This window comes from Marinifilum sp. D737 (genome assembly GCF_026672275.1).
Classification (GTDB): Bacteria; Bacteroidota; Bacteroidia; order Bacteroidales; family Marinifilaceae; genus Marinifilum.
This window is the reverse complement of sequence record NZ_JANQCD010000011.1, coordinates 1-21,742: the sequence shown is the minus strand read 5'-3', so window position 1 is coordinate 21,742 and position 21,742 is coordinate 1. Positions and strand designations below refer to the sequence as shown.

Below are 21,742 nucleotides of genomic sequence, written 5' to 3'. Positions count from 1 at the left end.
TGATATACGACAATTATTTAACTAATAAATAAGACGATACAGCATATGAATTTCTCCTCTGAATACAATTGGGAAGGTAAAGTGTTACTTGTGGCAGAAGATGAAGATTTTAACTATATCTTTCTGGAAGAAGTGCTTACAGATACCAATGCTCGTTTAATTCGAGCCAGAGATGGGGAAGAAGCCATTCGTATTTTTGAGTCCAATCCTGAAATTGATTTGGTGTTAATGGATATGCAAATGCCAATAATGAATGGTTATGATGCTACTCGAAATATCAAGAAATTAAATCAACAAATTCCTGTAATTGCACAAACAGCTTACCATTATGGTGAAGCATACGAAGAGATTATGGCTGCCGGCTGCGATGATTTTGTGACAAAACCTATTGATATTAACGGCCTAAAGGATGTGATTGCTCGATTTATTTAATTTTAAGCAGTTTCTTAATTTTCTACAAAAATTTCTTTTTCCATTTTCTTATCTTTGCAGCGAAATTAACGGATATAAAAATGAGCGAAAAGAAAGTCAGAGTTCGATTTGCACCAAGTCCGACCGGACCGTTGCATATGGGTGGTGTAAGAACAGCCTTATTTAACTATTTATTTGCGAGAAAGCACGATGGTGAATTTTTGTTGCGTATCGAGGATACCGATCAAACAAGATATGTTCCAGGAGCTGAAGATTATATTGTAGAAGCGCTAAAATGGTGCGGAATTACAATTGACGAAGGAGCTACCGTAGGTGGAGAATATGGCCCTTATCGTCAGTCGGAACGTAAGCCAATGTATCGTGAGTATGCCGATAAGTTGATTGCTTCGGGTGATGCTTATTATGCATTTGATACTCCTGAGGAGTTGGATGCTATCCGTAAGAAATGCGAAGAAGAAAAGAAGACTTTTATATACAATCACGAAACTCGTGAAAATTTGAACAACTCATTGGCATTGCCTGCCGAAGAGGTTCAAAGAAAAATTGAAGCGGGTGAAGCGTATGTAGTTCGTTTTAAAATGCCAGTTGGCGAAGAATTACACATGGATGATGAAATTCGTGGACATGTTGTTTTCAATACCTCTACTTTGGATGATAAAGTATTGTTCAAGTCGGATGGAATGCCAACTTACCACCTGGCAAATGTGGTAGATGACTACTTGATGAAGATTTCTCACGTAATTCGTGGTGAAGAGTGGTTGCCATCAATGCCATTGCACGTGTTGCTTTACAGACAACTAGGATGGGCTGAAGACATGCCTAAATTCGCACACTTGCCGTTAATTTTAAAACCAGTTGGTAAAGGAAAATTAAGCAAGCGTGATGGCGATAAGTTAGGTTTCCCAGTGTTTCCATTGTTGTGGACCGATCCGAAAAGCAATGACATTTCTTCAGGATACCGCGAGGATGGATATTTCCCGGAAGCTTTCGTAAACATGTTGGCTTTCTTGGGTTGGAACCCGGGAACTGAGCAGGAAATCTTCTCAATGGAGGAGCTTTCGCAAGCATTCTCATTGGAGAGAGTTAATAAATCAGGAGCGAAGTTTGATCCGGAGAAAACCAAATGGTACAATCGCCAATACCTGGTAAACAAATCAGATGAGGAGATTGGTAGCCTATTTACCAAAGAGGTATTAACAGCAAAAGAGATTGAAGCTGATCAAGCTGTTGTGAACCGTGTATGCGGAATGGTGAAAGATCGTGTAGATTTTATTGCTGAACTTTGGGATCAGGTGAACTTCTTCTTCGAAGCTCCAAAAGAGTACGACGCCAAAACTGTGAAAAAAGGATGGAAAGCGGATACTCCTGAATTGATGACCGAATTAAAAGGCATTTTAGAAGGCATCGAAGATTTCTCATCAGCAAATACAGAGGAAGTAGTTAAAGAATGGATCACCTCAAAGGAAATAGGCTTTGGAAAAGTGATGAACCCATTCCGCTTGGCTATGGTAGGTGCAGGTAAAGGCCCTCACATGTTCGATATTATCGAAATTCTTGGAAAAGAAGAAAGCATTGCTCGTTTGGATTTTGCAATGGAGAATATCAAAAAATAAATCATTGATTTTAGATATAAAAAGGGCTGTCGATTATTAATTGGCAGCCCTTTTCTTTTAATGTGTGTTAGCCTCTGCGTCTTTCCAAAAGAATCATCATCATAAGACTCAACATGATTCTGTCATTATCTTCCTCGTTCATCTCACCCAATTTTGTCAATTCGAATCTACGACCAAAGAAGGAAGGCATCTTTTTCAAGCGAATAATTTCTTGTTCATCCTGATCTTTTACAATGTAGGATGGATTGAAAAGGTAACCCGTAAGAATTCCCAATACAGGAACTTGCGATAGAATTGAATCCAATACTTTGATCCAGCCATTTTCTTCGCGAATATTGTATTTCTCTTGTTCGCTTCCGTTAAATATTTTGTATTCTGCTTTCCAAATGGATTTCCAGCCCTTGCGAACTACCTTACCAAATTCTTTTTGATCTTCATCCAGGAACTTATAGGCAGTAGAAAAATCTAACCACTTGTCGGCTTTAATGCTATAGTTTTGTTTTGTGCGGCTTTCGTCACTATAAATTTGAATGTCCTCTTTAAGCTTGAACATTTTCTGGCGGACGTAAGCTAATGTTTTGCCATCGGCATCGGTAGCCGTAAAGTCGTTGGCAATGGTAGAAACTTTGAATTCAAAGTTCACCGGGAATTGTATTTTTTGCATTTGATGTGATTTTAAATAATGAGGGCGGCAAAATTAGAAAAAGAGTTCTTTATGAACAAAACAAAAATATTATAAATATATAATTGAGATCATTTGCTTTTGATATCCGTGGGTTAAAACCCATAGCAATAGATTGGGATTTTGTATTAATTTATGGATATCCCGAAAGAATTTTATCTAGTGGGGTGTTGTAAATTGTCAACTCGAATTTATACAAATATCAATTATCACGGGTTTCAACCCGGGGAACTCCAGACATATCATTATAAAAAAACAGCCAGGAAAATCCCAACAGGTTTAAGTATTTTGTTTTGAGATTCTCACTTTGAGTGAGGTTCTCAATATTTTAGATTTTTATTGCAAAAGAATATTGGTAAGCCGAACTATAGTCGGAATACCAAAAAAAGCTAATTCATAAAAAAACCTGTCAGGATTCTACATCCTAACAGGTTTGTATTTTATCTGGCTAACAGCTAAAAATTATTTCTTCTTCTGCGCTTTTGCCCAAGAATCTTTCAAGGATACAGTACGGTTAAAGATCAATTGATCAGCATTGGTATCCTTATCAACCGAGAAGTATCCCAAGCGTGTAAACTGGAAGTGATCTTCAGCCTTGGCATCTTTCAAGCATGGCTCAACGTAACAGTCTTTCAAAATCTCCAATGAATCAGGATTGATGAAATCCTTGAAATCTTTGTCCTTGTGTCCGTCAGGAGCTTCGTCGTTAAACAAACGATCGTAAACGCGAACTTCAGCCTTAGCAGCATGTTTTGCAGATACCCAGTGAAGTGTACCTTTTACTTTACGCTTGCTCTCTTCGGTTCCGCTACCACTCTTCGATTTAGGATCGTAAGTACAGTGAATTTCGGTGATGTTTCCATCAGCATCATACACCGCTTTCTCACACATTACGATGTAAGCAGCCTTTAAACGTACCTCGCGACCCGGAGTCATACGGAAGAATTTCTTAGGAGCATCCTCCATAAAGTCGTTGCGCTCGATATACAATTCGCGCGAGAATGGAATTTCGCGAGTTCCGGCATTCTCATCTTCCGGATTGTTATCAATGGTCAACAACTCTTCTTCGCCCTCGGCATAGTTGGTGATTACCAATTTTACCGGATCCAACACACCCATTACACGAGTTGCAGTTTTGTTCAAGTCTTCGCGAACACAGAACTCCAGTAAAGAAACATCAATAACATTGTTACGTTTTGCTACACCAATGGTATCGGCAAAATTGCGAATAGCAGCAGGAGTGTAACCTCTACGACGCAAACCAGAAACGGTTGGCATTCGTGGATCGTCCCATCCATTTACATGACCATCGGTAACCAATTCCAATAACTTACGCTTACTCATTACCGTGTAGCTTAAGTTTAAGCGGGCAAATTCGCGCTGCTTAGGTCTGTATTCTGTATCAGTAATGTTATCGATAAACCATTCGTAAAGCGGACGGTGAACTTCGAATTCCAATGTACAAATAGAGTGGGTAATTCCCTCGATATAATCCGACTCGCCATGAGCATAGTCGTACATTGGGTAAATGCACCACTTGTCGCCAGTACGGTGATGATTCGCATGCAAAATACGATACATCAACGGATCGCGCATGTGCATGTTTGGTGAAGCCATATCGATTTTAGCACGCAATACTTTTTCTCCATCCTTGTATTCACCATTCTTCATTCTTGCGAACAAATCAAGGTTTTCCTCAACGCTACGGTTACGGAAAGGACTTTCGGTTCCCGGAACCGTTGGACTTCCTTTTTGCTCTGCAATTTGCTCAGCAGTCTGATCATCAACATAGGCTTTGCCATCTTTGATTAACTGAACTGCCCAATCGTATAACTGATCGAAATAATCAGAAGTATAATGTGGTTCACCTTCCCATTCGAAACCCAACCATTTGATGTCTTCCATAATAGAATCAACATACTCTGTATCTTCCTTAACCGGGTTGGTATCGTCGAATCGTAAATTACATTTTCCCTGGTATTGTTGGGCAAGGCTAAAGTTTAGGCAAATTGCCTTTGCATGACCGATGTGAAGATACCCATTTGGTTCTGGTGGGAATCGGGTGTGTACTCTTCCATCATTTACATTGTTTTGCAGATCTTCCTCGATGATCTGTTGGATAAAATTCAGAGATTTTTCGTTAGCACTCTCTTCCTTTACAGTTTTGTTATCCATGTTTTTCAATTTAAAATGATACAATGATTTGCCTCGGATTCGATTGAATCCTGCCTTGCTTTTCGTTTCTGAAACGCACAAACATAAATTTACAATAAATCTTTACATCTGTACCTCTTTGAAAACGAAAAAACAAAAGTACGTTTTTTTTGTGATTTTGGTAATTAGTGAATGAGTAAATGAGGATTAAACGAAGTATTTGCTGATAGCTGACTGCTGATTGCTGATAGCTGAATACTGCTAGCTTTTTTGTACTTCTAAGATTTTCTTTAATTTCGCCCCAGAATATCAACAACAAACAGAGATGGGAATTATCGAATTGGAAGGCATGGAGTTTTATGCCTATCACGGATGTTTTAAAGAGGAGCAGATTGTAGGGAACAAGTTTACCGTGTATGTACGCATGGAGTACGATGAAACAAAGGCTGCACAAAGCGATTGCATTGGCGATGCCTTGAACTACCAGCGTGCCTACGAAAAAATTAAGGAGCAACTGCAAATTAAATCACATTTGTTGGAGCATGTTTGCCAGCGAATTTTGGATATGTTGTACGAAAACTTCCCGGAATTGCAGCATGCAACAGTAAAAGTATCGAAAATGAACCCGCCAATGGGGGGACAAATAGAAAAAGTTAGCCTAACACTAAGCCGTTAAGCTATTGATAATGCTAACTTTGCATTTTGGGTGTAAAAATTTTGTTACAAAAGCTAGCAAAAAGTTTGCATAGGTAAAACAGAAATTTATATCTTTGCAACGCCTTTAAGGGAGATAGGGTCTCTTGGCCGAGTGGCTAGGCAGCGGTCTGCAAAACCGTCTACGGCGGTTCGAATCCGCCAGAGACCTCAGGAAAATTCGAATAAAACCCGTAACTACTAAGTAGTTGCGGGTTTTTTGTTTTTTTAGTGTTGCCGTTTTTGTTGCCGATTTAGAATTTTCTTTAATTGAATTATTATTCTATTGGAGATTTTCAAATACGAAATGATAATTCCACAATAAGATTTTCGTAGGTATTAGGTGTAAGTCTCACCAGAACCTTGTTTTTCTTTCTAATTAGCTGAATTTATGGGCGTTGTAGAAGATGTGTTTGAGTGGATTAACCTCATTTACTCCCCCTCTGACATTTAGGAAATTATGGATTTTCATGTATTACATCCATTCATTTAGTAGCTATGATCCTTCTATAAATCTTATCGAATGAGCCCTTTCAAACTACTTTCTTGAATAGTAGCACTTCCATTATAAGTATTCACTAAAGCATGAACAATTTCTTTATCACCATTTTTAAGCTTTGGGCTAAAACGTATTTTCATTTTTCTAAACGATTCATCCTTTATTTTAACCATATATCCTTCAATTGGAGGTGGTGTTTGATTATCTATTAAATGTTGATATCGATCAGGAAAATATTCACTTTGTATTGTTTTATCGACAGGGTAGATGTCGAGTCTATATCTACATTCCTGTTCAACTTTCCATATACTTCTTTTACATTTTGCTAAACTTTCTACGTGTAAGCCTGTTGTATTTCGAATTGATGGTTGAAGTAATTTAATATCATCAGTATACTCAATTCTATAAGGTTCATTTAATCCTCCAACAATAAAATAACCATCCTGTTCATTCAAAAATTCACTTTTGCTAAATAATAGATTTTCAGTTTCACCAACTTTGTAAGATTCAAATAACGGTATTTCTAATTCGATACGAACACCATTCATATCGGGAGTATACATGTTCCATAATGCTAAATTCTCCTCTTCATTTTCAGTCCAGCATGAAATGAAAATATAAGATGATAGAGAATGAAAATCATCCGACTTTCCCTCTGTTGGATCATTAACGTAATCAAGCCTCCCAAACCTAATAGATCCTGACTTTAGTATTAATGCCAAATTATTAATACTTGTATAGTGATATAATTTTTTCATCAACATTAAATATATTTAGTGCATAAAACCTGTTAAATTCCTGCAAGAGAGTGCAGGCTCAAGATTGTAAAAAAAAACAACAATTTGCAGCCAGAAACTACCTAACCCATTTATTAAATACTGGTTACTAAAAAGTCTTGGTATATTCTACTTCGGATTGATTATTAATTTTACTATTAAAAGCCTTTAATTTCATAAAACTATCCATTGGGATTGTCTCCTGCTTGCTAATCAATTTTTTTAATACTTCAATAAGGTGTATTATTGAAGAATATACTTGCTTTAACTGTTGAACACGAGAATCAAATCTATCGTTCACCGATACGTCAAGAGAAGCAAAGAGTCCATCCACTTTTTTCAACCAGTTATTAGTACTATGAATATTTTGAAATTCCGCAAAACCAATGATATCAAACCTCCTATTAGCACCATTAATTTCTTCAATCATTACATCTCCAATCGCAGTTTGCCAATCACGATAGATCCAACAAAACTCCCTTGAAATTTCATTAATCGCAGTAGCAATTTTCTCACGAATAACTTTTTCCTCGATTGTAGATTGTTTAGTTTTATAGCAAATATGATCTAATATTTCTTTTACCATATTTATTTGCTTATCAATCTTAAGTAAACTCGCATCCCTCTTAATGCTATTAGGTATATATTTGAATATTATTTTTTCTAATTCAACTCCAAGTAATGCACGATCATTTTCTGACAAATTCACAGGTTTCAAATTATAAAGCTTTACAAGATCATCTAAAATTGATACTTCAATATGGGAGCCATCAGCTAGTTTTTTTTGAAAATCTATAATTGCAAGTTGAATTTCTTTATGGTGATGAATTTTAAAACCTTCAAAATATGATTGTTCTTTCCTAGCTGCCTGTATCCAACCTAATAGAGAACAGAGCCGGTAAACTGTACTATCAAATTTATATTTAAAAAAAACATTCGGTGGTGCATTAGGTAGTAAATATGCACCCTGGAATTCCAAGATTTCTTTTAATCTCCAAGCTAATTGTTCAGAAGCAGAAATTATTGGATTTGCATACTTTTTAAAGGCATCGTACTTTTCTTTCTTTTGCTTTCCTTTTTCGTATTGTTTGTTAATAAAAACTACAGTTAATGCAATAATTGCACTTAAAGCTGAACTAATTATTGTTGCTTGTTCTGATGTCATTCCGTATCTAAATTCATTATCATTATGTTATTCTTCATCTTATATATTCTCACCATTTTCTTTAAAAAGCTTTCTCATATCATTCTTAAGAATTCGATAAATCCAATTCCTCATAACACAAAAATCATCGACTCGTGGGGTATTGATCCCATCTATTGCCTTTATTCTATTGTTATAGTCGTTATGTAGAATTTTATCAAGTGAAAATCCATGTAATGAAGTTAGTTTTTCAACTTTAAAGGCTAAGTTATGAGTATCTTTATCATACTCTCTGAAAGTAACATCAAATTTTTCAGTATTAGAATGGCGGTATCCAAAACAACCTAAATCAAGTACATCTTTATTTTTCATATAAAAGATATACTCATGTGGTATAGTATTATAAAATAAAAACTCATCTTTCATTTTAGGAAAGCACCACTCAACAAAATCTTTATAACATATTTCTAATAGCTTAAAAAATTCCCTAATATAGAGCTTAGCTTGTTCTTCACTGTATTGTACACTCCTGATTCTCTCATAACTATTTTTATAATTTTGAGCCTGAATTTCTTTGGCTTCATCTACTGACTTGTCAGGGTATGGAAGATGATGTTTTTCTATAACATCATACCCCTTTTCAAGTAGAATATTTACTATTTTATACAACTCTTCAAAAGGAGGAAAATCGCCAGTAATATTTAATTTAGGTATGTTCAAATTTGTTGTAATTGCTTCATGTACTTTTTGGGTAATAGTACTTGAATCTCGTTCTTTTCTTTTATAGTATTCAAAAGCTCTAAATTTATAGATTCTACCCCATAATTCCTTTAAATCAATTGGATAGATATATACGTATCTTGGTAAATTAAAATCCTTTAATTTAAAATTATAATCTAATTTTTTATAATAATAATAAAGTATTGTTGCCACCTGTTCTTTTAAGAGAATATCAGAATTATATACATTAAGTTTTCCTTTTTGGATTATTTCTCTTAATTGTTTAAATATATTCTTATTAATGATTTTATCTTGATCATAAACCATTATTGAAATATTACTACTATGAACTCTTTTCACTCCTTTTTGAATAATTCTGTTCTCATCATAAGGTGAGGAAAAAGGATTCAATAAGTTCTCATATTCTATTTTACTCTCAGAATCGGAATTCATAGGAAAAAGGGCATAACCATCTTTTTCCAAAAGATCTTTTGGAAGCAAAATACCTATATCACCCTTAGTATTAGGGTTAAACTTCTCTTTAATCTTACTGAAATTAAAATCTAAGTAAGAATTATAACCATTTACATATTGTAGAGCTTTATCTTTTTTATATTTGACTAAAGTGTCTCTGTGTGTAATATTTGCATTTTCCATATAAAACGAAAGAGCACTTTGTCCAATGTGGTTCTCGTAAAACTTTGGAAGTAATTTATAAAATTCTTCGTTATTGAGTTGATTTAATTTAAATGAATGAAAACAGATTACGTAATCACGAATCTTGGAATAATAAAATGATATATTATAAGAATCTTCCTTATTAGATTTTATTAGAATGTTTCTATCAAATAAATCCTCTGGTAATACTTCATCAATTGAAAAGTTTAGATTGTCCAGTAGGTTTTCTACTTCCAAACCTTCATCCTTAAAAGATTCCCATTCATGGTATTTATGATTTATCAATATATATCCAATTTTTGAAAGAATTCTCAAGCCAGTGGTGACCCCTATTTTTGTTTTTTCAAGAGATTGATTAATGTACCTTTTTATTAAATCTTTATCATCTATTTTTTGCGGGATTAGCTTATTACAATACACTTCACTGAAAATTCGCAAAAAGAATCCATTTCTTAATTCATTTAATAATGTTTCGGAAATACATCCTTTAAAGCCGAAAGCCTTTTGATACAATGGAATAATCCCTTTAAGCTCATCAGTTCTGAAATCTTTTAATAAAAATCCAGGGGTATTGTCTAAAGAGCCAATTAAGTCATGAAATTTATTTAACTCTTCAAATAAATGAGTACAATTACCATTTATAGTTAAAATGTTCTTCCAAATAGTCGATTTACAGCTAATACATATTTTAATTTTACTGAAATTCCTAATTGCAAAAGCTATTTCACTTAATTCTAAAGATATATTTGAATCAACACTTTCATCAATAGCATCAATGAAAACTAATACTCGTTTATTTACAAACCGTCCAAATTCATTAAGTTTCTTCAATACTAAACTACTTTCACTTTTACTTGAAAAAACTCCATTGAGATCCTGAGAGATATGCTCTAAAGGCGATTTATTAATTATAGCAGCATTGTAAAAAAATACAAAATCATGATTTAACCTTTGAAGTGCTAATGAACACATTGCGCTTGTTTTACCAACGCCTGCTGAACCAACTATACTAAAAATAGATGCATCTGAATTAATGAATTTGTTAAAATTATCTTGTAAATCTTGCCTTTGGATGTGTAGTTCTTTTATAAATTTTGATAATGGGTCATCAATATTTCCAATAATCGGTCCCATTCTATCTCGCACCTGCATTTCGCAAAATTGTTTTAGATTTTCTGGCGAAAATGACACGAAATTTTTAAGTGCTTCAAATCTAATTCTAAGGTCTATATCTGTTGAAAGTGTGGACTCGTTTTGCCAATATGTTGATTGCTCTGAAATATTACTACCTATTAATTCTTTTTTTGTTATAGAATCAAAAATCCTTGTTATTTTACCATTCGTTATAATGGTAAAAGGTGCTATATTATCTTCAAGTAATCTGGCATATGAAATTCCTTGATCAATATCTTTTTGACTAATAGTGATAGAATCATTTTTCAACTCAATAATGAACAAATTTTTGCCATTTCTCTTGCATAGAATGTCTGACCTTCCACTTATTTTATGACAAGATTTTCCTAATCTAATTGTGAATGATTTTTCTAAGAAAATTTCAGAATTATCAAAGCCAAGATCATATAGAAATGGTAATAATATCCTACCTCTTATATCTTCTTCGTTCATTTATATTACATTTAAACCTGTATATTGATTTTAATCCTACTAGTATAGCACTGTGTTGAGGTGATGAAAGATGATTGTAAAAATCGATCTTCATATTTCTAAATTCAACATCCATTTAAACCTAATTAATAGGCAAACAATCTAATTCGATATCAAAAAAAATTAGCTATTCAATCTTATCCAATTCTTTTACAATAATGCACACATAACTTTTCTTGGACTCTAAAAACTTAACAGCTTGACTTAATGTGAAGTTATATTTTTCTATAAGGACATTTTCAAACTGAGAAAGTTGGGTTTCGGTGAAACCAATTATTTCTGCAAGGTTTTCTTTGTACTTGTCTGTTTTGACAGTAAAGAAAACCGTCAGCAATGTACCGGTTAGAAGTAATCCAGTAAAAGGAGCCAGTATATCTAAAACTTTTCCTAGTACGCCAGATGGTACTATATGAGGTATTGTGCCATGTAGCATCGAATGAAACGTATAATAAACAAAGTCAAAAAAGTTTGGAGCGTTATTTACAGCGAAGTTTGATTCAGAAATTTTATATGCTCCATAATTGAGTAACGAAATTAGAAACCAAGCATTTAAAAAAGCCACAAGTATTTTTAGGAAAAACACAACAATATAAGTTTTCCTACTCAGGAAATCTTTCATTCGTATTGTTACAAAAGAAAATATCGACTTTATTAGAATAATTTGCTCTATATTTTCTTTTTGCTTTTTTTCAACAGATAATTCATTTTTAGTAGAATCTTCTTCATCTAAATTTTCAACATCTTCTGTTTCTTTCAAATTATCGATAAACTTAGAAGCTACATTATATTTTTCCTTGTCCTTTAGATTTGATAACTCTAGGTTTAATTTAAATAGTCTTAATGGTTGAAATGCTGTTTTGAACTTATCAACAAGCAGACTAATTAATAATCCTAATATAAAAAAGTTAACAACATAAAGGATAATTACATTATTTGATTTAAAGATCAAAATTAATGAAACCATAAGCAGTAGAAATCGCAATATATTGTATTTCAACTGCCAAAAATGATTTATCCAAGAGTTTATATAGGCATAGATTAAAAGCCAACTTTTGCTCTTGTATAAGATTTTTGGTATTTGCCAGAAAAATATTTTTGGTACTTTCCATAATAGCAAGATAATTGGGTAGAAAACTAAATAACCCAAATTCTTAAAGAACCTCTTATTTCCAATGATATACCAACATACAATCAAAATAAGTGAGTAAAAAAATACTCTATAAGCAAAATATGGTTTAAACTCCATAAAGTAATATTCAATAAATTGTCTTTCAACATCTACAACAAATAATTTCATGAAAATCACAGACCATATTATAATAAAAATAACCTCTTTAATGTATCTCTTCATTGTTTTTATTAGTACCATGGAATAATTTAATTAACTATGTAGTTAAAACCTATTTTATCTTATATTCTGCTGCCAAATATCTCAAACTCTCCCCCCCAAAAAAAATACATCCTTAAGAGTATCTTTTATTGGTTTGCTTTATCCAAGAATGTAGATACTTATCCAATAATTTTATTGAATAATACTTCAGCAAACTTGATTTATAAAATTAAAAGATTGATTACGAAATATATTAGCATCATAAAATTATTATTGGATCGAATGATAATTTTTATTAAGACAAAATAAACCATGCGGTTGATTATTAGTTATTACACATTATTAATAAGTATATATAATACTTCTGGATCATGCAATAATATTACTTAAAGGTGGTAAACGGGATAAATTGGTAACTGACAGATAGCCACATTGATACTTTTGATTTATTTTCAAGCCTTTAACAATACCAAAGTTACCTATCAAGCTAGCCTATACCATATATCCTATATAATCTACCTTTTATTGCAAATCAAAATATAGGTATAATAGCATTGCAAATTCCATCTTTACAACTGATTTTCAAAAACTTTACATTATCAATAAGCGCATATTACACTTCTGAAACATCCAATAACATCATGTAAAGGGGGTAAGCGGGATAAGTTGGTAATTGCTAAATGATCATATTTGCACTTTTCCCATGTTTTCAAGACTTTAACCATAGCAAAGTAAACTATCAAGCCTGTTTATGCAGTAGATACTGGCTAACCTACCACATATAGTTGAAACAACACAGCACTAAAAAACAACTTCATAACTGACTATCAATACATTTACATTGTTTTTACGCATATATTACTCTATTGATATAACCTATTTATACCATGTAAAGGTGGTAATCGGAATACATAGATAATTACCAGATATTTATATTAGAACTTACTATAATACATAGGATTAACCACACTTAAGCCTAATTTTATCTAGGTATAATGCTGTATAAGCGGATTAATACCCCTTACAAGCCATTTGAAATACACACCAATTTCCTGTTTTATTTGAAAATTCTATCCAAATAATCCTAGCATTCAATACATCTAATAAACAAATATGCCCATCAGTAATTTAAACTAATGGGCACATTTAAAAGGTTCTTCTCGAATAGAATTATAATTTTAGAACAATCTCTCTGGTTTTCCTAATAGTTTGGTATTGTACCATTCTCCTTCATCTTTTTTGAATTTTTCAACTATCTCTTTTATAAATTGAGCTTTCGGAATACTATAACCCTTTCCGTATCGTTTAGCCTCTATTTTTTTCGTTTTATCCTTTGTGTAGATTCTATTTTTTACAGTTTTCTCATGAACACCAAGAAATTCTGCACATTCAGCAACACTCATACAAACATTAGTAGCATCAAATAAAACCAAAGCGATATAATTGGCTTCTATCATTTCATATTTATTCATAGTGATTTTTTAATTAATCTGTCTTAAGCAGCAATAGATTTTAACTGAGGACGTTTTTTCAAATCCCCATATACCTCCGTTTCTGTTTTGGAAAAAATTAAACGAGCAGCATCCGCACTAGATATCTTAGACTCACAACCTTTTTCAAATATTTCAGTGTATTTATCTAGAAGTTCATCATCTCTAATACTATTTGAATCGAGATCAAGACCCATTAAAAAAACAATAGAAACCCAAGCGTTAACTGAACCTATTAAATCGCAACATCCAGTTACATTTTCAATGTTTTCAAATACACGGTTTGCAGTAACAATGGTTTCAAGTATATCAATAATATTTTCTTTTGCTTTTAGTGTATTTTTTTCCTTATTCATTTTGTATAGTTTACTTTTTTGATCTGATTTTATTTTTGTATTCATTTTAGCGTATACCCTTTAGGTTATATAGGAATACACACCTAATAGGGTCAAAATTGTCCTGTTTTGTGTATTCATTGTGGTGAGCCTAATTTGAATACGTTTTTTGTGTCTCGATATGCTTTTTCACTCGTTGAACCGTAGTGACTGATTTTTTTACCAATTTGGCAATATTCCGAATGGATTTCCCATCACCTAAAAGTTCAATAATATCAGCATGCTGCTTTTCGTATTGCTCTTTTGTCATTTTTCCTTTTCCAGCATGAAGCTTATAAACTCCTTTGGCTTTTGCTATGGCTATACCTTCAGCTTGTCTGTCCTTGATTCTGTCATACTCCATTTTTGCAGCCAATACCATTAGGGCCGACATGAAATCAAACATTTGGTTGTAATGACCATCGATATAGCTTTTCATTCCCATTTTGTAAATGGTAACCGTTACCTGATTTTCTTTCATCAATTCCAGTGTTTTTAAAACATCAGGAACACTTCTACCCAGTCGATCAAAGTCATAGACAACCAATTCGGAAATCTTATCTTTTCGAACTGCATCAATAATAATCTTTCCACTTGGTCTTTCTGCAAATGGCATCATGCCTGAATACTTATCTATGACCAATTCACCTTTAATGTCTTTTAGTCCATCAACCTGTCTGTCTTCATTCTGTCCTGTGGTTGATACTCTGGCATACTTGTAGACTTTCTTATCTGTACTCATGCTCTTTTTAATTTATTTTTAGGGTTGATATCATTTGTTTCTGCCTTCTTTTCAAATTCCTGAATAAAGTACCTTGCTGCTGATCCGTGGAAGTATCTTTTTCTTCCATTGGCTGAAACAACTATTGAGGTTCTTCTCATTGGTTTTCCTCTTGGATGATTTCTTTTGCTTTTGGGGTTGGTAGTTCTAACAAGCTGTAACTGGCTACCTATTTCCTTTATAATTTTGGTAATCTCTTTTTCCTGCTTAAGTCTTTTGTTTTTTCTCTTCTCTGAAATTTTAAGGTTATAGGCCGTATCCCTGCACTTTCTATTGTGGGAACAATATCTAGAACCTTTTCTCTGGTGTGTTATTTCTTTTCCACATACCTCACAATATATTTTCTCTTTTTTTACCTCCCCTTGGTCGGTTGATTCGCACCATACAATACATGGTGTATTCGTTACCTTTTTTTCTGCGTTTTTTGTATTATTTATAGATGGAAAGAAAAGACTTTCAAATTCGGTGTATCTGTAACCTTTTTTACTGCGTGAAAACTCTTGAAGCTCCAATAAAATAAGGTCTTTCAGAATGTTTTTAATATTGCGTTTAGCATACTTATCTATAAGTTTTTCCAGTAGTTTTTTGTTCTGATTTCTCTCTTTCCTGCACCTTTCATCCTTTATCCACCAATCAGGGTTTCTTAAATCCCTAAATTTGTCTTTGTATTTCTTAGGAAGTCTACGGGGCGTCTTGATTTGATTCCATTCAAAGAAAATCGTTTCATCAATGAACCTTAGATATTTAGCAGCTATCAACTTGCTAAGTTTTTCTTTATTCATTAAATCAGCCAATGTTCTTATATGAAAACTTTCAACAGCTCTCATCTTAGTAAACTTGGTTTCTATGCGTAATCTTTCCGACTGCAAACAAGCTTGTTCCATCTTATCATAGAACTTATAGGTGGTATTGGTAGTTTTATAACGATACCCGTAACCGCTTTTACCGTTTATTTCCATGTCTGCACCTTCTACACCACGACAATATAAAATACTATCCAAAAAGACTTTAGTGTCTATTTTTGATTTAGCAGTATCCAGATTCAGACCAATTTCAAAACCTCTTAGCATGGCCTTATCTGGTATAACTCCAAACTCAGAAAGGAGGCTAACTGCCTTTAGAAAATCATCAAATGAAAAGCGATCTCCATTATGTAATCCTTCATTGTAGTACTTGTGTATAGATCCTTTGATTTTTACTTTTCCTTTGGGTTCTATGGTAAACTCCAAACCATTGTAATATGCTTTTTTACTGCCAATTAACTCACCTGTATCAACCGAAGTCAACACATTGAATTTCAGCTTTGGGTTATTCATCCAAAGGCCGATATCAAAGTCAGTAAGCTCTATAATGATACAATCTATCACGGGTAAGAAATAGGATAAAAAAGCAGTTATTTAATTGTTCGGAAAAATGGTGTATGCGTACCAAAAGTTTACGCGTGTACTATTATCCAGAGTGGAATTTTCCTGAGATTTTCAGGCATAAAAAGTGGTGTATCTGTACCTATTTTTATTAGCGTGCTATACTTGCTTTAAAGATATAAGCTTCTTTAGTGTAGTTTTTTACAGGCTTCTTTTTCATCTTTCTTTCTGGTGCAGAAATCACAAATACGCTTGCAAATGCAAGGCAAGAAAATATGTGAAAATAAGCTCCATAGAAAACTCCTATTAAAGCCCCCATAGCCAATATTAAAAACAAGATTCGAAAAACTGTATTGGATCTATTTGAAAATGTAATCATAGCCTATCTGAATATTTCGAACCATCTAAACTCTTAATTATTTCTTCTTTCTTATAAAAAGCTCGGTTACCTAGTTTATACCTGATTAATATGCCTTTTTTAGCCCAATCATTTAATGTTGGAGGAGTAATTTTAAGCCACTCCATAACATCTTTAGGACTTAATAGGGTTTCTTGTTTTACCGGCTTAATGTATTGTTCTAACTCAGACAATTTTTTTGTTAGTAATTGAAACTGCTTTGTTAGATCAGATGCATTCATTTCAGAGACTTGTAGTATTTTTTCAGTCATTCTTTGTGTTGTGTTGTAGTATTTGTTGAGTTGCTTTGTAATCACTAAAGTTTTATAGTATCCACTATAAAATCTACCGCTTGTGATTCTTTCTTATAGTCTTCCACGACTTCACATGTTGCTACAAGAATTTTTTTTACCGTTTTTATAGATGGTAGTTTTTGACCATTAAAGAATTGAGTTACAAGAGATCGAGAAACACCACACTTGTTTGAAATTTTAACCTTAGCTCCTCTTGGGAGCTTAGTTCCAAGCTCTTTTATTTTATTAAGATTTTCCATATTTTTAAATATTGAATTAGTAAACAAACCGCGAACGTTAAAACTCATTCGCTATTACAAAACAACACAATTAATGAATATATAACAACTCTTTTTGAGTTGTTTTGTAATTTATTTTTTGAAATAATCATAAAATGACTGTAGCTGAACGCCTTAAGGAATTGAGAATTAAAAAAAATTTATCTCAAAATGAATTTGCTGAAAAGTTAAACGTATCCCGATCAACCTTAATGTTGATAGAACAAGGCAAAAGAGACATTAGTACTAAAGTATTAGAGGTGTTAAAAGCTGAATTTAATGTTTCTGCGGACTGGTTATTATTTGGTGGAGATGATACACTTACATCTAATGAGAATAGTCCAGATGTCTATCGAGAGATGTTACAAAGCTCCAAAAACATATGGAACATCCTGAAACCCTTCACTTTAGGCTTGGATGTTATGATAACGGTTATTAGACAAGAAGAAGAGAATTATGGAGAGGATGCTTTATATAAGCGTGAGAACTTTACTCAAGAATTGAAATTTCATGAAAAGGTCGCATCAATAGCTATTAAATTGAACGAACTGGAAGCTTTATTTCAAAATATAAGTCTAGATAATCAAACTATTCATAATCAGCGTGAGGATATTTTATTAATGGCAGAGATGTGTAATGCCCTAACTCTTGTGATTTATCCTCCTCTCTTACCATATTTGGTAAAAGGTATGGGAGTTGGAGTTGTAGAGTTTTGGAGGGATAAAAAGAAAGATGATTTTAAGAACTTAGATTTACTAGATAAGTTTATTAAGTAGTAAAAAAGAATGGCGATCCCTAACCTAACAGGACAGACACGAATGATGCAACAAAAAGCAATATAGGCGAATAGAATTTCGCCTTTAACATATCTAGATGAGTTCTAAACAAAGTTAAGAACTCATCTTTTTTATTATTTAGCAATTGTATATTACTGCTATTTGTAACTTTATTAAGTTTACATCCGCAAATTAGACATGTAAACGTAATAGAGTAAAAAGATATAAGAAAAATAAACGTAACTAGTTAAGCTAACATATACGTTAGGCGTAAATTTAAACGAGTCGCAAAGTTATTCTAAACACACAATGTAAAATGATTTTTAAAAATACGCGGATTTATATAGTAGCATTAATAGTATTGATTTTTTGGAGTTGCACAGATTCTGAAACACAGTCTCCTTTCCAAGCTGATTATTTGTCAAAATCAATCAATCTTAACGAAGATTGTCAAAGAAAAATCATTGATTTCTTAGCCCCAATGGAATTAGAAAATGATACTGTGAAAATAACCGACATCTATCAATTAGTTATTTCACCTGACACGACGATTTATAAGGAAGGCGAATTTGATAAAGTCATATTTTTAGGACTAATATTTAATAATGATTCTTCAAATAAAGAAATAATTGCTTGTTACCCTGAACTTGGAATGATTTACTTTACTGAGCTGGTTAATAAACAATCAACCGTATTGATTGCTAATAATTCATCATTTTGGAATAATTTTAAAAAAATTGAAAATATTGATTGCTTGATTACACCAGACTCACTTCATTATGCAAAAATAGAAGAAAAGTCTATTGGATACTGGCAAATTGCAGGACAATCTTCAATTAATGGACATTGGATGCCAGATACTATAAGTCAATTTGCATTTGTTGACAAGGATTTGAATAATGAGTGGCAACTAAGCGGTGATTTAGAAATTAAAAAACTGAAGATTGTTGATTCTGAGAATAATACCTTAGTAGCTGACACATTAGACTTTGAAAGAAGAGGAGTACTATTATTAAATAAGAAAAAGGAATTTATGATTGTGTGTATTGCCCCAAAAGCAATTTATCTTTATGATTTTGACAATGGAGTTACGCATCATTTAAGAAGGACAAAGTAAAAATCTACGCCTAACAAAAGCTAAATTTCATGGGCGGTTATGAGCGATTCGAAAGTTTAGTTCAATTAATAAACACCAGCAAGCCACCTAGATTTGGTTTGCAAAAAAATATAAACAAAATTAAGCGGCTTGCTTTCGCGCGGTTTGAAAAGGGTTGGTTCTTTTAATCGCCCACGAAAACTTAGCAAGACCGTTGTAAAGCATTTACGGTTGAATGCCAAATTTAAAGTTTAGTAGTTTTCAACTATGCTAAAAATGAAAGTAAATAATATTAACCACTGATAATATAAATAACAAATGGACTATAAATTTAATAGAGAAGCCATACAAAAAGCCTTAGATGAAAAAGGGGTCAACAGACCTTGTGTAAGGTGTGGCGAAGGGCGAAAATTTTTGTTTGATGGTTTTTCAAGGTATAATTTATTTGATAGTTTAGGTGATAATATAAATGATGAAGGAAGTGTTCCTATTGTTCTTGTCGCTTGTGCTAATTGTGGAGCCATAACGCCACATGCTGCTTATGCTCTGATTTCAAAAGAAGAAATGGAAGGAGGAGATAATGGAGAATAATTTTACTACACACACAGAACATAACAAATTTGTTGACAAAAGGATGTCAAATGTAAAAAGTGACCTTATTGAAATTACACATGACAAACTTGAAAATATATTATTGAAATATTTAGGTAACTTAAATAAAATGAGATCTTGGATTACTCCATTGTCAATTTTTGTTACGGTTTTGGTTACTTTATTAACGGCAACTTTCAATGATTACTTAGGATTATCAAAGGAAGTATGGAATGCTCTCTTTATATTGCTATTAATTGGCTCAATCATATGGCTGATTATTAGCCTAATAATTATTGCAAAGTGCTGGAAAAAGTCTACACTAGAATATTTGATAGATAAAGTGAAATCATCATAAAAAAACGCTTTACAACACGCGCTCATATAACATAGGCGGGCTGCGGGTTTGCGAAGGTTTAGTGCTTTTAATCAGCAACGGCAAGGTAGCCATTTTAGAATAGTTATAGTTAAATGTAATCCTAAAATGGCTACCTTGCCTTTTTATAAAATTTAAAACATAAATCAATTAAGGCGCCTACGTTACATAGCGCCATCCGTTACCGCCAATTAAAAGGAAGAATAAATGGACACCATTATTATTAATAATAAGCCTCGTCTAATGAAAATGGATTCAATCAAGGTGAATGCGGATTATTCGGTTATTGCCAATGGACTTGATTCATTAAGAATTCAAAATAAATCCAACTTTAACGATTTAAGACAGACTATTTTAGTTTCACAACAAAAGGATGATCTATTAACGTTTGTCTCTAACGATGCTCTATTTACCACTGTTTCAACTATTCTAGTTTTTTCTTTGGGAATAATCTCGAATGTAATAATAAAAGAAATTGGAAAGTATAAACAAAAGAAAAAGATCAGAGAATTTGTAAAGCATCATTTAGATAATATTATTACATCTTTTGCTCCAAGGATAAAATTTGCATATTCTGATCTCGCAAATAATACTACAATTGACAGTGGGATTCGCTTGACACCTCCAAAAATATTATCAAATGATTTTCGACGAATATTACATATTGATTCAAAAGAGTTATTTGATTCGGTAAAAATGAAAATGGAATTATCCAATATTGTCAGTCAAGTTGATTTTATTGACAATTTAATTTCAGATGTTCAGTCATATCATAATCATGCACTTAATGAGAGTAAAAAGTACAGAGAACAGTTAGTTGATGTATTTAAACAATATCAGGATGCACTTGCACAATTTGTTGATTATGAAAGACAAAATACTAAAGATTACGAAACAAGCACTCATTACATAACAATAAATGATTCAATTATAAAGTTTTACAACGAAATTTCCGGAAAAAGGGAATTGCAAAAATTTTATGATGAAATACTCAGACCAAATCAAAAATATTTAGTTTCATCCAATCTATTCAGAACGCATAAATTTGGAAAAGAGATTGCTGAAAAAGGTAAGGATTTGTCCCATTTATTTATTGATTTGAATAATTTAATAAATGAATTCAAAGAACAATATTTAGAGTTTTCAGAGCTTATTGACAATGCTACAAATTCAATGAAAAGTAATATTGACAAAATTAACTGGCGGTAACAGCGGGTCATAGCGCATGCCGCAGTTTGGCTCGTCTTGATACAAAAGTGAGAATTTGAACGATAGAACACTAAACAACCACACTGCGGCAAAGGCGGCACGTCGCCATACCCGCGAAACGTTAGGCACAACTAGGCTAAAATGAAAACTTCTCAACAAAAATAACAATCCGTCAGGTATTCCGTCAGGCATAAAAAACAAAACGCTTAACTTGTAATAAGTTAAGCGTTTTTCCAGAGGTCTCTGGCGCATGCCGCGGTTTGGCTCGGCTGGATACAGAAGTGAGATTTTAACAACAGAACTATAAACAACAGACCTGCGGAAACAGCGG

Annotated in this window: 20 protein-coding genes and 1 tRNA gene; 8 read left to right on the top strand and 13 right to left on the bottom strand. The window is 32.8% G+C overall.

From position 1 onward, the window contains the following. Positions 1-45 precede the first annotated feature (45 nt). Both NQ163_RS08495 and gltX read left to right on the top strand, forming a co-directional pair. The gene (locus tag NQ163_RS08495) at positions 46-432 is read left to right on the top strand and encodes a response regulator (protein WP_268189899.1); all 387 of its coding nucleotides are present in this window, start codon (positions 46-48) and stop codon (positions 430-432) included. An 80-nt stretch (positions 433-512) separates the two neighbouring features. After that, complete coding sequence (gene gltX / locus NQ163_RS08490) at positions 513-2,045, top strand: glutamate--tRNA ligase (protein WP_268189898.1); 1,533 nt, start codon at positions 513-515, stop codon at positions 2,043-2,045. Positions 2,046-2,112: 67 nt separating this feature from the next. Here gltX and NQ163_RS08485 read toward each other — a convergent pair whose 3' ends face one another. Both NQ163_RS08485 and NQ163_RS08480 read right to left on the bottom strand, forming a co-directional pair. Next, positions 2,113-2,709, bottom strand: coding sequence for a hypothetical protein (locus tag NQ163_RS08485; protein ID WP_268189897.1), 597 nt, complete (start codon positions 2,707-2,709; stop codon positions 2,113-2,115). 480 nt (positions 2,710-3,189) lie between these two features. Further along, complete coding sequence (locus NQ163_RS08480) at positions 3,190-4,902, bottom strand: glutamine--tRNA ligase/YqeY domain fusion protein (protein WP_268189896.1); 1,713 nt, start codon at positions 4,900-4,902, stop codon at positions 3,190-3,192. A gap of 304 nt (positions 4,903-5,206) precedes the next feature. On the opposite strand from NQ163_RS08480, the gene folB reads away from it, so the two are divergent. Continuing rightward, the gene (folB, locus tag NQ163_RS08475) at positions 5,207-5,557 is read left to right on the top strand and encodes a dihydroneopterin aldolase (RefSeq protein ID WP_268189895.1); all 351 of its coding nucleotides are present in this window, start codon (positions 5,207-5,209) and stop codon (positions 5,555-5,557) included. 118 nt (positions 5,558-5,675) lie between these two features. Then, positions 5,676-5,746, top strand: a tRNA-Cys gene (locus tag NQ163_RS08470). Between the two features lie 344 nt (positions 5,747-6,090). On the opposite strand, the gene NQ163_RS08465 is transcribed toward NQ163_RS08470, so the two are convergent. From NQ163_RS08465 to NQ163_RS08420, 10 genes are all read right to left on the bottom strand, one after another. Continuing rightward, entirely contained in the window at positions 6,091-6,831 is a 741-nt protein-coding gene (locus NQ163_RS08465) for a DUF2971 domain-containing protein (RefSeq protein ID WP_268189894.1), read from the bottom strand. Between the two features lie 127 nt (positions 6,832-6,958). Further along, positions 6,959-8,014, bottom strand: coding sequence for a hypothetical protein (locus tag NQ163_RS08460; protein ID WP_268189893.1), 1,056 nt, complete (start codon positions 8,012-8,014; stop codon positions 6,959-6,961). Positions 8,015-8,053: 39 nt separating this feature from the next. Continuing rightward, positions 8,054-11,017, bottom strand: a complete 2,964-nt coding sequence (locus NQ163_RS08455; protein WP_268189891.1) for a type I restriction enzyme HsdR N-terminal domain-containing protein — start codon at positions 11,015-11,017, stop codon at positions 8,054-8,056. Between the two features lie 166 nt (positions 11,018-11,183). Further along, positions 11,184-12,407 carry a hypothetical protein gene (locus NQ163_RS08450; protein WP_268189890.1) on the bottom strand — a complete coding sequence of 408 codons (1,224 nt, stop codon included), beginning with the start codon at positions 12,405-12,407 and terminating at the stop codon, positions 11,184-11,186. A 1,157-nt stretch (positions 12,408-13,564) separates the two neighbouring features. Then, positions 13,565-13,858 (bottom strand): hypothetical protein, encoded by a 294-nt coding sequence (locus tag NQ163_RS08445; RefSeq protein WP_268189889.1) that lies wholly within the window; start codon positions 13,856-13,858, stop codon positions 13,565-13,567. A gap of 23 nt (positions 13,859-13,881) precedes the next feature. Beyond that, a complete protein-coding gene (locus NQ163_RS08440; RefSeq protein ID WP_268189888.1) occupies positions 13,882-14,232 on the bottom strand; it encodes a hypothetical protein in 351 nt (116 codons plus the stop codon). Between the two features lie 130 nt (positions 14,233-14,362). Next, complete coding sequence (locus NQ163_RS08435; RefSeq protein WP_268189887.1) at positions 14,363-14,992, bottom strand: recombinase family protein; 630 nt, start codon at positions 14,990-14,992, stop codon at positions 14,363-14,365. Beyond that, positions 14,989-16,347 carry a hypothetical protein gene (locus tag NQ163_RS08430; protein WP_268189886.1) on the bottom strand — a complete coding sequence of 453 codons (1,359 nt, stop codon included), beginning with the start codon at positions 16,345-16,347 and terminating at the stop codon, positions 14,989-14,991. The genes NQ163_RS08435 and NQ163_RS08430 overlap by 4 nt, the downstream gene beginning before the upstream one ends. Before the next feature lie 423 nt (positions 16,348-16,770). Further along, complete coding sequence (locus NQ163_RS08425) at positions 16,771-17,064, bottom strand: helix-turn-helix domain-containing protein (protein ID WP_268189885.1); 294 nt, start codon at positions 17,062-17,064, stop codon at positions 16,771-16,773. 44 nt (positions 17,065-17,108) lie between these two features. After that, positions 17,109-17,345 carry a helix-turn-helix domain-containing protein gene (locus tag NQ163_RS08420; protein ID WP_268189884.1) on the bottom strand — a complete coding sequence of 79 codons (237 nt, stop codon included), beginning with the start codon at positions 17,343-17,345 and terminating at the stop codon, positions 17,109-17,111. 134 nt (positions 17,346-17,479) lie between these two features. On the opposite strand from NQ163_RS08420, the gene NQ163_RS08415 reads away from it, so the two are divergent. The 4 genes from NQ163_RS08415 to NQ163_RS08400 all read left to right on the top strand — a co-directional run bounded on the left by NQ163_RS08415 (position 17,480) and on the right by NQ163_RS08400 (position 21,411). Beyond that, entirely contained in the window at positions 17,480-18,139 is a 660-nt protein-coding gene (locus tag NQ163_RS08415; RefSeq protein ID WP_268189882.1) for a helix-turn-helix domain-containing protein, read from the top strand. A gap of 316 nt (positions 18,140-18,455) precedes the next feature. Then, a complete protein-coding gene (locus tag NQ163_RS08410; protein WP_268189881.1) occupies positions 18,456-19,256 on the top strand; it encodes a hypothetical protein in 801 nt (266 codons plus the stop codon). Between the two features lie 297 nt (positions 19,257-19,553). Continuing rightward, on the top strand, positions 19,554-19,826 hold the full coding sequence (locus NQ163_RS08405; protein ID WP_268189880.1) for a hypothetical protein: 273 nt from the start codon (positions 19,554-19,556) through the stop codon (positions 19,824-19,826). Between the two features lie 619 nt (positions 19,827-20,445). Continuing rightward, positions 20,446-21,411: a hypothetical protein gene (locus tag NQ163_RS08400; protein WP_268189878.1), complete on the top strand. Its 966-nt coding sequence runs from the start codon at positions 20,446-20,448 to the stop codon at positions 21,409-21,411. Here NQ163_RS08400 and NQ163_RS08395 read toward each other — a convergent pair. Next, positions 21,373-21,742: hypothetical protein (locus NQ163_RS08395; RefSeq protein ID WP_268189877.1), on the bottom strand; the 370-nt coding region annotated here is incomplete at its 5' end. The two genes, NQ163_RS08400 and NQ163_RS08395, sit on opposite strands and share 39 nt — an antisense overlap.

Coding starts and splice junctions, on each gene's coding strand:
- NQ163_RS08495 (WP_268189899.1), top strand. CDS start 46: ATGAATTTCTCCTCTGAATACAATTGGGAAGGTAAAGTGTTACTTGTG.
- gltX (WP_268189898.1), top strand. CDS start 513: ATGAGCGAAAAGAAAGTCAGAGTTCGATTTGCACCAAGTCCGACCGGA.
- NQ163_RS08485 (WP_268189897.1), bottom strand. CDS start 2,709: ATGCAAAAAATACAATTCCCGGTGAACTTTGAATTCAAAGTTTCTACC.
- NQ163_RS08480 (WP_268189896.1), bottom strand. CDS start 4,902: ATGGATAACAAAACTGTAAAGGAAGAGAGTGCTAACGAAAAATCTCTG.
- folB (WP_268189895.1), top strand. CDS start 5,207: ATGGGAATTATCGAATTGGAAGGCATGGAGTTTTATGCCTATCACGGA.
- NQ163_RS08465 (WP_268189894.1), bottom strand. CDS start 6,831: ATGAAAAAATTATATCACTATACAAGTATTAATAATTTGGCATTAATA.
- NQ163_RS08460 (WP_268189893.1), bottom strand. CDS start 8,014: ATGACATCAGAACAAGCAACAATAATTAGTTCAGCTTTAAGTGCAATT.
- NQ163_RS08455 (WP_268189891.1), bottom strand. CDS start 11,017: ATGAACGAAGAAGATATAAGAGGTAGGATATTATTACCATTTCTATAT.
- NQ163_RS08450 (WP_268189890.1), bottom strand. CDS start 12,407: ATGAAGAGATACATTAAAGAGGTTATTTTTATTATAATATGGTCTGTG.
- NQ163_RS08445 (WP_268189889.1), bottom strand. CDS start 13,858: ATGAATAAATATGAAATGATAGAAGCCAATTATATCGCTTTGGTTTTA.
- NQ163_RS08440 (WP_268189888.1), bottom strand. CDS start 14,232: ATGAATAAGGAAAAAAATACACTAAAAGCAAAAGAAAATATTATTGAT.
- NQ163_RS08435 (WP_268189887.1), bottom strand. CDS start 14,992: ATGAGTACAGATAAGAAAGTCTACAAGTATGCCAGAGTATCAACCACA.
- NQ163_RS08430 (WP_268189886.1), bottom strand. CDS start 16,347: ATGAATAACCCAAAGCTGAAATTCAATGTGTTGACTTCGGTTGATACA.
- NQ163_RS08425 (WP_268189885.1), bottom strand. CDS start 17,064: ATGACTGAAAAAATACTACAAGTCTCTGAAATGAATGCATCTGATCTA.
- NQ163_RS08420 (WP_268189884.1), bottom strand. CDS start 17,345: ATGGAAAATCTTAATAAAATAAAAGAGCTTGGAACTAAGCTCCCAAGA.
- NQ163_RS08415 (WP_268189882.1), top strand. CDS start 17,480: ATGACTGTAGCTGAACGCCTTAAGGAATTGAGAATTAAAAAAAATTTA.
- NQ163_RS08410 (WP_268189881.1), top strand. CDS start 18,456: ATGATTTTTAAAAATACGCGGATTTATATAGTAGCATTAATAGTATTG.
- NQ163_RS08405 (WP_268189880.1), top strand. CDS start 19,554: ATGGACTATAAATTTAATAGAGAAGCCATACAAAAAGCCTTAGATGAA.
- NQ163_RS08400 (WP_268189878.1), top strand. CDS start 20,446: ATGAAAATGGATTCAATCAAGGTGAATGCGGATTATTCGGTTATTGCC.